Raw genomic sequence first — 14755 nt, forward strand, 5'->3', positions numbered from 1 at the left:
TAATTAAAGAGCACTTCACGGGACCGCTGGTGTGTTCGCAAGAAAATGCCACTTTCGTTCTTGCTGGCCGGACTACTGGAGGTAAGTTCTCGGTCTATGATTACCGTTACAGGTACCTTCCAGCCGAGGGGGAAGTTATGCATGGAGGGCAGAAGGTGGTTATATTTCAAGGGAACAAGTATATTGGTCAGTATACGTTGTCACCTCCTCCGTATACCGCCATATCCGTGGATGGCAAGCATGTCATATTAGATTCAATTGATACTAAAGAGAGGGTGTCACTGGACCTTACAAAGGAACCGCCAAGGGAGGTATGGGTAAATGGAGAGATGGCAGTGTTTTTTCGCTAAATGGCCAATCTGCAATAACAAGTTCGCTATATGCACGCTTGGCATTTCGATCTTAACTGCCTATTCGACCTTTACGCCTAGAGCTTTATAGAGCGTTTCAGAAACAAACGGGGCAGCGACAGTTACGAGCTTACAGCAACTGCGTCCGCTGCGTCACCAACGTCTCTTCCTCGCGCTTCTTGCTTGCCCGCCCCCTCACTGGGCGCTCGACGTCAACTTGTCGCAAATCGAGCCCCAAGTGGATACCGCAGTCCTCACCCTGGGGATTTTATGCGCTTGTCGAGCGGCCTCGCGTTGAGCGCGTCGGCAGTCCGGTCGACTAAATGCCTTACGTCACCCACCTCAGCGAACAACTCGTTATAGGCCGTACGAATCTGCGCAGCGCATCGCTCGAATTTCGCAAGCTGGCTTACGCCTTCATCCGTGAGTTGAAATATCTTTCGACGGGCGTCATCGTCGTCGTTTCGATGCTGTATAAGGCCAAGCCGGACGAGCTTGGGCAACTTTTGCATGACCAACTGATGCGAACACCCCAGTTCCCGCGCCAGATCCGAGGCCGACGCGGTGCCAAGGGTTGCAAGAACAGTCATGGCCGAGCACGAGCGAACCGGGATGACGATCCCCATCGCATCGAAGACGATTTTGGATTGTTCGGCGATCAGGACGCTAAGCCGCTCGACGTCGCGGCCGAGAAACACAACGTCATCAATCTCCGCCAGAGTAGGCTTGTGCTCAGTCAAGGCGCTTGTACTCCTGGAGGCTGCCGTCCTTGTTCACGCGCTCCAACGACGTCACTTTTCCGCGCTGAGAATTTAGACGATATCGGAAATCGGACACGCCTTCCACCGCGAACAGATTCGGGCCGATCGGCTCCAAGGCGACGCGAAACCGGTCCCGCCAGATATAGTACAGCGTGCCGTTCTCCAGAACGATCTGGCGCCCTTCATATCTCCCGACAGCTTTTTGCATCATGTCGAGGTCGATGACGGGGCGCTGTATACTTGCCGTCAAGGCCGGGAGCAGCCAGTCATAGTCCGCTCGCCTGGCATCATTGGTCTTCGCCAGATTTTCGAGCGCCAGCATGTGTGCCCGCGCAAGTGCCTGAATGGAGGGGCTTTGAATATCGGGTTGCACCCCGGTTCCTTCGAAATCGCCATGGTCGACCGGATCGCGTATCTGACCGATCGGCACCTGTACGAAGAAATCGTCATTGACCGGTTTCCGCGCGACCGGATGCGCCCCGCCGGCTGTCCGCTCGCCGATCAGGGTCGCCCTCCCTAGCTTCTTCATCGCGTAGGAAAACCATTCCGCGGAGGAAAACGACGTGGAACTGGTCAGGATATAGACCGGTTTGTCCACCATTCGCTTGCCAGGCAGTCCAGGCAATACCCATTGCCCACGCTCGATGCGCCTGCCGTCCTCGTTATAGTAATAATCGAAAAGGAGCTGATCTTTTTCGCTGGAAAAGAAATAGCTCGCGAGAAATTGCGCCATTTCCAGATATCCGCCGTTATTATATCGCAGATCGATAATCACGGCATCGGTACTGCCGACGAAACGCATGGCGGAGGCTGCGGTCTCGTAGGCAAGCTCGGGATCGGCAAAATAGCTAAGCCGGATATAGCCGATATTGCCGTTGAGGCGACTGACCTCGTCAAAGCCGAAATTGGTCGCCTCCAGACTGGCCAAGTCTTCCTTTCGTATCCGGCTCTTGACCGCCGGGTCTCCGTTCGCCCGGAATTCGGCGACCCATTTCGTGTCGACGCCGACGAAGAAGTGCAGGTCGCCGCTCACCTTAACCAGATCCTCGGTCAGCCTGGCGGCAAGCTCTTCCTTGGTGGTGGCCGAGTCATAGTCGCCCTTTTCCAGATGCGCCTGCAGCACAGGCGCAATGTTTTGGGCGATCTCCGGAAAAACATAGTTCGCTTTCAAGGTGCTATTGAGCGACGCGACAATCGCGGCCTTTTCGTCCGCCGAGATGCCCGGCGTGCCGGCAAAAGCCGCGGTTGTCCAAAATATCGACAGCGCCGAAAGCATCTGAAGCAGTGGTAGGTGATTGCGCATTCTGACGATTCCCAAGGTGGCAGCCCGATATACAACATATTGCGCAATATATTGCAATGATGCCCAGCAGCGTTATGTCTATCGCGGTAGGAGCAGAAAGGGGTCCGGCTGATTCAGGGACTTGGTATCAATTACGGCTGCCGTCCCCGCTCGGCCATTGCCGCGCCGCATGAAGCACACGAAGGACAAAAACCTTATGAGCGTCGAAAGCGTAAATGACGATATAGTTCGGTCGGACGACCATTTCCCTTGTACCCGCAACCCGCCCCGGACGAAACAGCTTCGGTCGAAGCTTTAGCTTTTCGACCTTGGCTTCGATGTCGTCCTTAAGCCGCTGGGCGGCGTCGGGATTGTCGTCAGAGATGTAGTCGATAATGGCCAAGAGGTCGGCTCGGGCCGCCAACCGCCATTCAAGCGCCAGCACGGCGCTTCCTGTCGATGATCCGTTGGGCATCATCCATCACCTGTTGATGGTCAATCCCCGGCCGTTCATCCTCTAACGCCTCATGGACCTTGGCGCGGAACCAGGCATCGTAAGCTTCGGGTGTCGTCGTCAGGCCGGCGGGTAATCCGCCATCCTTCGCGATGCGAACCAGCAGGATACGAACGGCATCAGAGATGGTCAGACCGACACTGGCGAGCTTTTCAGCGGCAACCGTCTTCAATTCGTCATCCACTCGAACATGGAGCATTGATGTCTGTGCCATGGCCTTCTCCTCTTGCAACGCGACGTATGTCTCTCAAATGAGATACGCGCAACATCAATTTTTAAGCCTCCCCGGAAAAGGCAATCCAGCGGAGCCTCGGCTTAAGTATTGTCCACAGATAAGCCAGATAAGCCAGACGATCCATGGGCTGCAACGCCTAAGATTTCAGCCGCTTAAAATCCAGCTTTGCACCACCAAAGTTGATCAGCAATCCAATAGATAGGCGCGCAGCGCGAAGATAATTCATAACCTGGGCATCTTCACGTGGCGATAGTTCAGCCAAAGCCTTCAATTCAACTAGGACATTGTCGAAGCAGATGAAATCCGCGCGATACTGACAGGCAAGGATGCTATCCCGATAATGAATGGGCAGGGCGCATTCGCGCCGGAAGGGGACGCCCGCCCGTCCAAGCTCAATCGCAAGGGCTTCGTGATAGACAGCTTCCAGAAACCCGTGCCCCAACCGCGAATGCACCTCCATCGCCGCGCCGATAATGGCGTAGGTCTGTGGATCACGCTTGTCCAAGCTCATCTGCTACCTCCCTGAACCGCCTTATCTACACTCGATAACACCACTTTCGCGCGAAGCGCATTACTTTTGAAAGCACCAACGCCACCAATCCAGGCGCGCAGATTGGGCCACCATGGATCATCTGGCTTCTCTGGCTTATCTGTGGACAACCCTTTCTAACCTCAGCCTCCACCACCCACGACCGCCGGAAATAACCCAGAACACAATCCCGCCGCACCCCGCGTTCATTCTAGATCAATCGATCGATGAGTCTCTGGCGGCTATCGAATCAAGCCATACTTCCATATGGATTTTTTGCGCCGCGGTGGCGTGTGTGTTCGGTATCTGACGACAGCCGAAAGCCCCGGCATCATTCGGGCACTGGCAGAATAGAGGTGGGCACGTGACGGGCGCAAGGGGTGGACTAGTCTTATGCGCCGTCAGCCTGGCCGCCCTGCTGGCCGGCGCGGCCGCCGCCCAGGAAACACAAGCCCCGCCCCCCGACGATATCGTCTCCGACGAAGCCTTCGACGAAGCCCTCCCCACCCTCGACGACACACCGGCGCCTGAACCCGAAACGCCACCCCCGGCCGAACCGGCACCACCGCCCAATCCCGACGCCACGGTCACCGTCACCGAAACCGCCCCCACCCGGGCCGACGCCCTGCCCGCCGTTACCGTCGACGACCAGGAACTCGACGCCCCCCTCCCCGCGCTGGAAGGCTATGACGTCCAGCCGCTCCAGGCCGCCGCCGAGCCCGATCGCGACCTGCCCGAAATCCGCTACGCACTTCAGGTCGATGGCCTGTGGGGCCGCATGAAGGACCGCTTCAAGGACCTGTCCGCCCTCGAACAGGGCGACGGCAAGGCCGCCAACACCGCCATGATCCGCGCCCGCGCCAATGAGGACGAAGCCCTCATCCTGCGCCTGCTCAAATCCGAAGGCTATTTCGACGGCGCGGTCATGACCACCCTGGCCCCCGTCACCGGCCAGCCCGACCAGACCCGCGTCGCCATCACCGTCACGCCCGGCAACCTCTATCGCCTTAACGCCATCGATATCGCCGCCCAGCCGACCACCCCGCCCGACCTGATCCGCCGCTCCCTGCCGCTCAAAAAAGACGACGGCATCGTCGCCGACACCGTCCTGGCGGCCGAGGCCAATGTCAGCCTGGAGATGCAGCGCAACGGCTATCCCTTCGCCAAGATCGGCGCCCGCGACATCGCGCTGGAAGAACTCACCCACACCGGCCATTACACACTGAATGTCGACACCGGCGACCGCTCGCGCTTTGGCGGCTTCCGCAGCGATGGCGACATCGTCTTCCAACCCGACCATGTCGAGGTCCTGACCCGTTTCGAACGCGGCGAACTCTACGACAACCGCAAGGTCGACGACCTGCGCGAAGCCCTGGTCGCCACCGGGCTGTTCTCCAGCGTCGGCGTCGAACCCGTCCCCACCGGCGAAAAGGCCGAAGACGGGACCGCCTATGTCGACCTTCTGGTTCATCAGCAGAAGGGTCCCAGCCGGACCCTGGCGGCCGAGGTCGGCTACAGCACCGGTGAAGGCTTCCAGGCCTCGGCCAGTTGGACCGATCGCAACCGCTTCCCGCCGGAAGGCGCCGTCATCTATACCGGCGTCATCGGCACCCAGGAACAGAGCCTGTCGGCGACCTTCCGCCGCTCCAACGACAAGAAGCGCGACCGCACCACCCAGTTCGGCGTCAGCGCCGCCCACAATGTCTACGACGCCTACGACGCCAACACGGCCAGCCTGGCCTTGTCGCGTTCCCGCGTCTCGACGCCGCTGTGGCAGAAGGTGTGGACCTGGTCCTTCGGCGCCGAAATCCTGGCCACCCAGGAAATCTCCACCGACCTCAGCGGTGCCGCGACCACCAACAGCGTCCGCGAAGTCTTCTACCTGGCCGACCTGCCGATCCGCATCGGCTACGACCGTTCCGACGACCTGCTCAATCCGACAACAGGCTTCCGACTTGGCATCCAGACCACCCCGGAAGTCAATCTCGGCGATACCGGCGCGCCCAACGTCAAGACCCTCCTCGATGGCAGCTATTACCGGGCGATCAACGACAAGATGGTGATCGCCAGCCGCGTCCGCCTGGGGACCCAGCTGGGCGCCCAACTCGACCAGATCGCGCCGTCCCGTCGCATCTATGCCGGCGGCGGTGGTTCGGTCCGCGGCTTTGCCTTCCAGGGTCTGGGTCCCGTCGATACCGACGGCGATCCGACCGGCGGCCTGAGCGTCTTCGAAGCCTCGGTCGAATTGCGCTACCGCCTGGGCGACCTCGGCATTGTGCCCTTCATCGATATCGGCCAGGCCTATCCCGAAGAGGTCCCCAGCTTCTCCGACCTGCGGGTCGGTATCGGCGTCGGCGCCCGGCTCTACACCAATTTCGGCCCCATCCGCATCGATGTCGCCATGCCGCTCAGCAAGCGAGACAACGACCCCCAGGTTGCGCTGTATGTCGGCATCGGCCAGGCCTTCTAAACATGGACACGCCGCCCGAAAAGCCGATCCTCAGACAGCGTCTCGACGCAGCCCGCAGCCACGCCACCCGCCTTAGCCGTCACGCCGCCAACGAAGTCCACGGCCGCTGGAAGGCGTTGGACTGGCGCGAAGTCACCTGGTCGAAGGTGGCGCTCAACATCGCCATTGTCCTGGCCATCGTCACCGCCATCGTGGCCATCCTGCTGATGTCGCTGAACACCGCGCCCGGCCGGCGGCTGCTGATCGAATACGCCACCGGCATCAAGCTCAATTCCGGCCTGCAGATCGAGATCGAACGCATCGACGGCTCGCTCTACGGCGAAATGACCCTGCACAATGTCCGCGTGAAAGACCCCAAGGGCGTATTTGTCCAGAGCCCGATCATCCACCTCAACTGGCGGCCCTTCGGCGCGCTCAACAAACACGTCGATATCCGCGAATTCTCGACCCCGCGCATCGATGTCCTGCGCCAACCGGCGCTGAACCCGTCCCAGGATCCGGAAAAGGACACGGGCCCGCTCCTGCCCGACATCAAGATCGATATAGGCAAGGTCAAGGTCGAGGCCATCAATCTGGCGCCCGAAATCACCGGCGAAGCCCGCACCTTAAGCCTCAACGGCGAAGCCCACCTGCTGAAACGCCGTGCCAAGGTCGTCGCCGACGCCCGCAGCACGCAGGGCGATCTGCTCAATGTGCTGATCGATGCCGTACCCGACGACAACCGGCTCGACATCGAAGCCCGGCTCAGCGCCCCCTCCGGCGGCCTGGTCGACGATATCCTGAAACTGGACGGTCCGGTCACCGCAGCCATCGCCGGCAAGGGCGAATGGAAACTGTGGCGCGGCAAGGCGACCGCCAGCCTCGGTGAACAATCCCTGATGAACCTGGACCTGACGGCCCAGGACGGCACCTTCTTCGTCAAGGGCCCGGCCTATCCGGGTGTGCTCCTGACCGGCGAATCCGCCGCGCTTTTTAAGCCCGCTGTCCAGGTCGACCTGACCGCCAAGGGCAAGGACCGCCGCTTCGACACCGACCTGAAACTGACCTCGGATGCCTTAAGCCTCACCGCAAACGGCGTGGTCAACCTGGCCGGCAACCGTTTCGACAAGGTCGAGGCCCATCTGCGCCTGCTCGACCCGGACGCACTCGGCTACGGCTTTGCCGCCAGCGACCTCTATGCCGACCTGGTCATCGACGGCGAGTTCCGTCAGCCGCGCTTCGACTACGACGTCAAGGCGACGCGGTTCAATCTGGACACACTGCGTCTGGTCGACTTCACCGCCAAGGGCACGTCGCGCGGCAGCGACGGCGTCGTCATCATCCCGGTCAATGCCCGCGCGACCGCCATTTCCGGCATTGACCCGCGAGTCGATCCCCTGTTGACCCACCTGAAACTCGACGGCGATGTCCGCATCGAAGACGGCCAGTTGACCAGCGACAATATCCGCCTGGTCTCCGATCGCGCCAAGGCCAGCGGTTCCCTGCGCGGCAATACCCGCGACGGCGTCTACACCGCCGACGTCAAGGCCAGCGTTGACGACTACACCATCGCCGAAATCGGCACGATGAATGTCTCGACCGTGGCCAAGATGACCTATCGTGACAAGCCGGGCTTCTCCATGACCGGTTCGGCCGATATCGTCACCACCAAATGGTCCCAGGACGGCGTGCGCGACCTCATGGGTGGCAATGCCCGCCTGACCGGCAACTATGCCTGGTCGCCCGCCGGCATCTTCTCCTTCAGCAAGGTCAGCGGCAAAGCCCCTCTCTTTACCCTGGCCTCGGCCAACGGCAATTTCAACACCAAGGGCGCCATCACGCTCAAAGCGCTGGGCACCTCGCAAACCTACGGCCCGCTCGACCTTACCGCCACCGGTACTTTCGAGCGTCCGGTCGCCGTCCTGCGCGCCGCCAGCCCGGGCCTGGGTGTCGAGATGCGCGATGTTGTCGCCAACATCACCGGCGTTGACGGCGCCTACGCCATCGTCGGCGAAGGCAACAGCGCCTACGGCCCCTTCTCGGCCGACACGGTCCTCCTGATCAGCCAAGGCCCGCTGATCATCGACATCAAGACGGCATCCTTCGCCGGCATCAACACCTCGGGACGGCTGACCCAAACCGACGGCGGGCCCTTCGCCGGCAACCTGGTCCTGGCCGGATCGGGCCTGACCGGCACCGCCATCCTCAGCAACAACGCCGGCGACCAGGCGGCCATCGTCAACGCCACCGGCTCCGGAGTCGTCATCCCGGGCGACATGCCAGAAAAGAATCGTGGCACGGTCGGCCGCGCCATCATTGCCGCCAATCTGGTGCTGCGCGATCAGCTCGAACTCACCGGCGAAGTCCAGATGGCCAATGCCACCTGGCAGGATTTCAGCCTTGCCACCGGCCGCGCCAAGATCAACCTGAAGGGCGAAGCGGGCACCATCCAGGCCGTCGCCACCGGCTCGGCCGCTGTGCCGTTCCATGTCGCGGTCAACGGCACCATCGCGCCCAACCTCTACACCGTCGCCGCCAAGGGCACCGCCAACGGGCTTCCGTTTACCCTCGAAAAGCCGGCACGTATCACGAAAGCCGGAAGTGCCAAATCTGGAGCGGAATGGGTATTGCAACCGACCAAGCTGGTCATGGAGCAAGGCCGCATGGACCTGGCCGGCCGGTTTGGCGAAAAGCTCCAGATGCAGGCCCGACTGCACAATATCGACCTCTCCGTCGTCAACCTGTTCAGCAACGACCTGGGCGTCGCCGGCCGCGCCGAAGGCTCGGTCGAATTCGCCCAGGTCGGTGGCCGCTTCCCGACCGCCCGCCTGGCTCTGAAGATCGACGACTTCTCGCGCACCTCGGCCGCTGTCGTCTCCACCCCGGTCGACATGACGGTCGACGCCCAACTCAACCCCAACCGCTCGGCTTCCTCCAACTATGTCCGCGCCGTGGTGCGCCAGGGCGGCAATGTCGTCGGCCGCGTCAATGCCGACCTGACGCCGTCGGGCGACGCTCGCTGGGTCGAAGCCCTGATGGACTCCGGCCTGTCCGGTGGCGTGCGCTACAATGGCCCCGCCGCCGTGCCCTTTTCGCTGGCCGGCCTGCCGCGCCAGAACCTGACCGGCGCCGTCGCTGTGGCCGCCGACATGTCCGGCCGCCTCAGCCAACCGCGCCTCAACGGGGTGATCAAGGGCACGTCGCTGACCTACGACAACGAAACCTTCGGCACCCGCATCACCTCCCTGGCCATCGACGGCCGCTTCACCAATGACCGCCTCGAACTGACCAAGCTCGAAGGCCGCGCCGGCGCCGGCACCGTCTCCGGTTCCGGCTGGCTCAGCCTGGCCGCTGACCAGCGCTTCCCCATGTCGATCCATGTCGACCTCTCCAACGCCCGCCTCGCCCGCAGCGACACGGTCGACTCGACCGTCTCCGGCACCCTCGACGTCACCAACTCGCAAGCCGACGGGGCATGGGTCCGGGGTGATCTGAGTCTGCCGCAACTCAAGTACGAAATGGTCCGCCAGGGTGCTGCCCAGGTCAACGTCCTGGACGGAGTCCACAAGAAGGGTTTCGAGGACAAACCCCAGGTCGCGGATTCCACAATTCCAGCCTTATGGAATTTAAGCATTGGGGTCCGCGGCGACCGCCAGATTTTCGTCTCCGGGATGGGTCTCGATTCGGAATGGGAGATGGACCTGCGCGTCATCGGCACGACGCGCGACCCGCGCGTCGTCGGCCGCATGGAGGTGGTCCGCGGCAACTATACCTTTGCCGGCAAGGCCTTCACCATCGACAACGGTAATATCATCTTCGACGGCGGGCCTTTGGTCGACCCGGAAATCTCGATCCAGGCGTCGGGCGATATGCAGGATGTCAAGGGAATCATTAGGGTTTCTGGCTCGGCCCAGCGTCCGTCCCTGGCCTTCTCCTCGACCCCGGCCCTGCCCCAGGACGAGGTCCTGTCGCGGATGCTGTTCGGCGAGAGCGTGACCAACCTATCGGCCACCGAAGCCCTACAATTAGCGAGCGCGGTCAATGGCTTACGCGGCGGGACCGACTTCCTGAACCCGCTTGGGGCCCTGCGCTCGGCGACCGGGATCGACCGGCTGCGCCTGGTTGGCGCCGACACGGAAACCGGCCGCGGCACCTCGCTGGCGGCCGGTAAGTATCTGACAAGTAACGTTTATGTCGAGATCGTCACCGACACCAAGGGCTTTACCGCGACCCAGTTAGAGGTCGCCCTGTCGCGCGCCTTGTCGGTCCTGTCCCAGGTCGGCAACCAGGGCACCGCGGTCAGCGTCCGCTATTCGAAGGACTATTGAGGTAAGAGGTCCACAGATTACACAGATTACGCAGATTTATTCCGGATGGGGCAGCCGCAGGCGCGAAACGCAATCTTCATCTGTGTAATCTGTGAAATCTGTGGATCGCCTTACGAATAAAGCCGCTACGCGGTAGGTTCAGGACTTTCCCACATCGGCCGCCAGGCCATCTAGTACCTTCTGGGCCATGACCTTGAATCGGGCGGCCATGTCGCCGTCTGGTTCCAACGCCGTCAACGGCCGGCCGTCGTCGCAGCCCGCCCTTAACGCTGGGTCCAGCGGCACTTCGCCCAGGAAGGGCACCTTGGAAGCATCGGCTAAGCGAGCCGCGCCGCCACGACCGAAGATCTCGATCTCGCTGCCATCCGGCGCCTTGAAAAACGCCATGTTTTCAACGACTCCCAGCACCTTCACGCCCGTTTTCCCAAACAATGTCACAGCCCGCCGGGCATCCGACAACGCCATTTCCTGGGGCGTCGACACGATCACTGCCCCGTCGATCAGGGTCTTTTGCGTTAGGGTCAGTTGCACGTCCCCCGTGCCCGGCGGCAGATCGACCACCAGAACGTCCAAGGGCTGGCTTTCCGTCCCCCAACGCGTCTGCGTCAACAGTTGCGTCAGCGCCTGGGACGCCATGGGACCGCGCCAGATCATGGCCTGGTCAGCATCGACCAGAAATCCGACGGAATTCACTTTCAAACCAAAGGCTTCCGGCGGCACCATCAACTTGTCGGGACCGAATTCCGGTGGCCGTCGCACGCCCAAAAGCGTTGGTGCCGACGGCCCATAGATGTCGGCATCCAGAAACCCAACCCGCAAACCCAATTGATGCAGGCCCAGGGCAAGCCCCAGCGACACGGTCGACTTGCCAACCCCGCCCTTGCCGGAACCCACGACGATGACCTGCTTGACGTGATCCGGTCGAGCATCGGCAACGGGCGCCGCCTTCTTGACCTGATCGATCGCCTGGGGCGACAGCTTGGCCTGAGCGGGCTTGGGCGGCGCCGCCGCCATTTCCGCCGTCAGCACGACCTGAGCCTTACGCACGCCCTCCAGGCCCGCCAGCAGCTTTTCCGCCGCCAACCGCACAGGACCATAGGAGGTCACCTTGTCCTGCGGCACTTCCAGCATGAAGCCGACGCGCTCGGGCGAGACGATCAGCGCCCGCACCAGACCGGCATCGCTCAGCCCCTGACCGGTCGCCGGATCGGTGATGGCGTTGAGGGCAGTCAGGACTTGGTCGCGGTCTAACATGGACGGGACTCATTTCGTTGGCTAAGGGAGGCTTAGTAAGAGGGGGTTGACATAAGCGTTCAAGCCCCGGCTTTAAAGTGGAAAATGTCAGAAAGAGACCCGCCCATCTATCTGCTGGCCGGACCGACCGCCTCAGGCAAGTCGGCCCTGGCGCTTGCCTGGGCGCGGGAAACGGGCGGGATCATCCTTAATGCCGACTCCATGCAACTCTATCGCGACGTTCCCATCCTGACAGCGCGACCGACGGTCACCGATATGACGCAGGCCGAGCACGTCCTCTACGGTCATCTCGGACCGCAAACCCTGTGGTCGGCCGGTGAGTGGCTGCGCGCCGCCAAACCCTATCTCGATGCCGCCCTGGATGGAGGTCGGCCGGTCTGCATCGTGGGTGGTACGGGGCTCTATTTCAACAGCCTGGTGTTCGGCCTGGCCGAGATCCCGGAGATCGGCGAACTGGCCCGCACCACAGCCCGCGACACCTATGACGTCCTGGGCGAAGCCGCCTTCCGCGACCTGCTGCGCCAGCACGACCCGAAGGCGGAACGTCGCATTTTTCCGAATGATCGCCAGCGCCTGGCCCGCGCCTATGAGGTCTTTCTGCATACCGGAACCTCGCTAACCGATTGGCAGAACAAGACAAAACCTGCCCTTCCAAAACATTCCTACAAGCTGGAAATATTATATCCTGACCGCGAAGACCTCTATGCGCGGTGCGATGCGCGCCTGCAAATCATGCTGGATCAGGGCGCGCTGGACGAGGTCCGCGACGTGATGGCACAGGGCCTGCGCGACGACTGGGCCATCATCCGCGTCCTGGGTCTGCGCGAATTTTCCGCCCACCTGAGGGGCGAGATGACGCTCGACGCAGCCCTGGCTCAGGCCCGGCAAATGACCCGCAACTATGCCAAACGCCAGTCCACCTGGTTCCGCAACCAGTTTCCATTGCAATCGACTTGATGACGCGCCCGCGACGCGGTAGTCTTTTCCAGAATACAGTGTCAGTTACGGGGGATCCATGACTCAGATGAACCGCCGCGCCCTGCTGGGCGCCACCTCGAGCGTTTTGGCATTGGCCCTAGTGCCGCGAAGCGCGGCCGCACAATCGGCCTCAACCCCGCCGCCGCTGATCACCTTTACTCAGCCGGCTTACGTCTATGACATCGCCCTTTCGCCCGACGGCAAACGGGTCGCCGCCGTCACGCGCGATGGCGCCACAGACAACAAGGTCCTGGTGGTCTTCGACGTCGGCTCACCCGACTCGACTCGCATCCTGCTGGGTGACGGCAAGGTCCGCGGCCTGTTCTGGGGCGATCTCGAGCACGTTGTCCTGCTCAGCTCGTCGACGATGGATCTGCCGATTTTCCGCAACAAGCAGGAAATCAGTTTTGCCCAAAGCATCAACGTCAAGACCAGCGACGTGAAGGTCTTCTTCACGAACCAGCCGGACATTACGACCTCGACCGGATCGGTTATGGCGAAGGCGGGCAAGTTCTATCCGATCGCCTACCCGCCCATCGCGCGGATCAAGGTTGATGGCGAATACCGTGTCACCGCCTCGAACGTTCGCCTTGCCGACACGTTCGACCTCAGCCTGTTCAGTTTCAGTATGGGCAGTGCCATCGGGAAGCTGATGACCCAGGGTAGCAACGGCACGGACGGGTTTGTCATTACCCCCGATGGTCGGGTTGTCGCGAAATCGGCGTTCGAACTGAGAAGCGAGGAGTGGGTGCTGGCGCACAATACGGCCCTGGCTGAAGGCAAACAGAAGTTCAATCCGGTCTATCGCACAAAAGGCGAGGTTCTGGAACGTCCCAATCTGATCGGTCTGGGACGTGACGGCACGTCCGTGGTCATCGCCATCAACAATCCGCAGGCCGACGGCGCCCAGTACCACGAAATATCGGCCGACGGCGCCCTCAGCGAAGCGTTGAGTTCCCCGAACGCCACGGGGCCAATCTCGCCGCTTTTCCATCCGACCACCTTCCGGCTGGCCGGATTTGCCTACCACACCGACACGCTGCACTACGACTACTTCGATCCCGGCATGAAGAAGGTCCATGAGGCCCTGCCTAAGGTCCTGGGTGACGGTTACCGTACATATCCGGTCAGTCATGCCGAAGATCCACGCAAGATGATTGTCCGCAGCGAAGGTAACGGCGATGCCGGGAGCTATTACTTTGTCGACCTGACCACGGGTGATGGCGCCCATCTGGCGTCCGACTACCCGGAATTGCCTGAAGAATGGGTGACCGAGAAACAGGTGATTTCCTATCCGGCCGCCGACGGCTTGACCATTGATGCCTACCTGACTCTCCCACCGATGCGATCAGGACAGAACCTTCCGCTTGTGGTTCTGCCGCACGGCGGTCCGCAGGCACGTGACTATGCCGACTTCGACTGGCAGGCCCAGGCGCTGGCGTCGCGTGGCTATGCCGTTCTGCAGCCCAATTTCCGCGGATCCAGTGGCTATGGCCAAGCTTTCGTCGAAAAGGGCTACGGTGAGTGGGGTCGAAAGATGCAGACCGATCTCAGCGATGGCGTGCGCCACCTCACCGGAAAAGGCATTATTGACCCATCCCGCGTGGCGATCCTGGGCGCTTCCTACGGCGGTTATGCAGCCATGGCCGGAGCTACACTGGATGCCGGAGTCTATCGCTGCGCTGTAGCCATTGCAGGCGTCTCCGACCTCGAAGCCATGATCGCATGGGAAGAGATCGACAGCGGCAGCAGCAAGTCCACAACCGTCCGGTATTGGAACCGCTTCATGGGTGACAAGGCCGGATGGGCCGAGGTTTCACCCGCTCGCCAAGCCAGCAAGGCCTATTGTCCGATCCTGCTGCTGCACGGCACAGATGATACGGTTGTGCCGATCGATCAGAGCCGGCGGATGGAGAAGGCGCTGAAGGCTGCAGGAAAACCGGTCGAATTCATCACGTACAAGGGGCAGGATCACTGGGAAACCATTGGCTCGCACCGCATCGAAATGATGAATGCGGCGGTGGCCTTCCTGGAAAAACACAACCCTGCGTAACGACCTTGCCTGATGGCCCGGC

At 61.5% G+C, this 14755-nt stretch carries 11 protein-coding genes; 5 read left to right on the forward strand and 6 right to left on the reverse strand.

Annotation, left to right across the window (positions count from 1 at the left end; all coding sequences use genetic code 11):
- A partial coding sequence (locus ABI_RS25945) for a hypothetical protein (protein WP_211211160.1) occupies window positions 1-350 on the forward strand: 350 nt, incomplete at its 5' end.
- A gap of 254 nt (window positions 351-604) precedes the next feature.
- Here the strand turns inward: ABI_RS25945 and ABI_RS11220 are convergent.
- The 5 genes from ABI_RS11220 to ABI_RS11240 form a co-directional block, all read right to left on the reverse strand.
- A complete protein-coding gene (locus ABI_RS11220) occupies window positions 605-1090 on the reverse strand; it encodes a MarR family winged helix-turn-helix transcriptional regulator (RefSeq protein WP_083811485.1) in 486 nt (161 codons plus the stop codon).
- Window positions 1083-2414 (reverse strand): S41 family peptidase, encoded by a 1332-nt coding sequence (locus ABI_RS11225; protein ID WP_083811486.1) that lies wholly within the window; start codon window positions 2412-2414, stop codon window positions 1083-1085. The genes ABI_RS11220 and ABI_RS11225 overlap by 8 nt, the downstream gene beginning before the upstream one ends.
- Before the next feature lie 127 nt (window positions 2415-2541).
- Window positions 2542-2838, reverse strand: coding sequence for a type II toxin-antitoxin system RelE/ParE family toxin (locus ABI_RS11230; RefSeq protein ID WP_040309164.1), 297 nt, complete (start codon window positions 2836-2838; stop codon window positions 2542-2544).
- Window positions 2825-3121 carry a type II toxin-antitoxin system RelB/DinJ family antitoxin gene (locus ABI_RS11235; RefSeq protein WP_040309165.1) on the reverse strand — a complete coding sequence of 99 codons (297 nt, stop codon included), beginning with the start codon at window positions 3119-3121 and terminating at the stop codon, window positions 2825-2827. The genes ABI_RS11230 and ABI_RS11235 overlap by 14 nt, the downstream gene beginning before the upstream one ends.
- A 157-nt stretch (window positions 3122-3278) precedes the next feature.
- A complete protein-coding gene (locus ABI_RS11240) occupies window positions 3279-3653 on the reverse strand; it encodes a GxxExxY protein (RefSeq protein WP_006273094.1) in 375 nt (124 codons plus the stop codon).
- Between the two features lie 382 nt (window positions 3654-4035).
- On the opposite strand from ABI_RS11240, the gene ABI_RS11245 reads away from it, so the two are divergent.
- Window positions 4036-6141 (forward strand): autotransporter assembly complex protein TamA, encoded by a 2106-nt coding sequence (locus tag ABI_RS11245; protein ID WP_006273095.1) that lies wholly within the window; start codon window positions 4036-4038, stop codon window positions 6139-6141.
- Window positions 6142-6143: 2 nt separating this feature from the next.
- A complete protein-coding gene (locus ABI_RS11250) occupies window positions 6144-10448 on the forward strand; it encodes a translocation/assembly module TamB domain-containing protein (protein WP_006273096.1) in 4305 nt (1434 codons plus the stop codon).
- A 138-nt stretch (window positions 10449-10586) separates the two neighbouring features.
- On the opposite strand, the gene ABI_RS11255 is transcribed toward ABI_RS11250, so the two are convergent.
- Window positions 10587-11702: an Mrp/NBP35 family ATP-binding protein gene (locus tag ABI_RS11255; RefSeq protein ID WP_006273097.1), complete on the reverse strand. Its 1116-nt coding sequence runs from the start codon at window positions 11700-11702 to the stop codon at window positions 10587-10589.
- An 84-nt stretch (window positions 11703-11786) separates the two neighbouring features.
- Here ABI_RS11255 and miaA point away from each other — a divergent pair, with 84 nt between their 5' ends.
- Together miaA and ABI_RS11265 are read left to right on the forward strand one after the other, a co-directional pair.
- Window positions 11787-12659: a tRNA (adenosine(37)-N6)-dimethylallyltransferase MiaA gene (gene miaA / locus ABI_RS11260; protein ID WP_006273098.1), complete on the forward strand. Its 873-nt coding sequence runs from the start codon at window positions 11787-11789 to the stop codon at window positions 12657-12659.
- 58 nt (window positions 12660-12717) lie between these two features.
- Window positions 12718-14733, forward strand: a complete 2016-nt coding sequence (locus ABI_RS11265; protein ID WP_040309166.1) for an alpha/beta hydrolase family protein — start codon at window positions 12718-12720, stop codon at window positions 14731-14733.
- Window positions 14734-14755 lie beyond the last annotated feature (22 nt).

The sequence above is a fragment of the Asticcacaulis biprosthecium C19 genome (assembly GCF_000204015.1).
Taxonomy (GTDB): Bacteria; Pseudomonadota; Alphaproteobacteria; order Caulobacterales; family Caulobacteraceae; genus Asticcacaulis; species Asticcacaulis biprosthecius.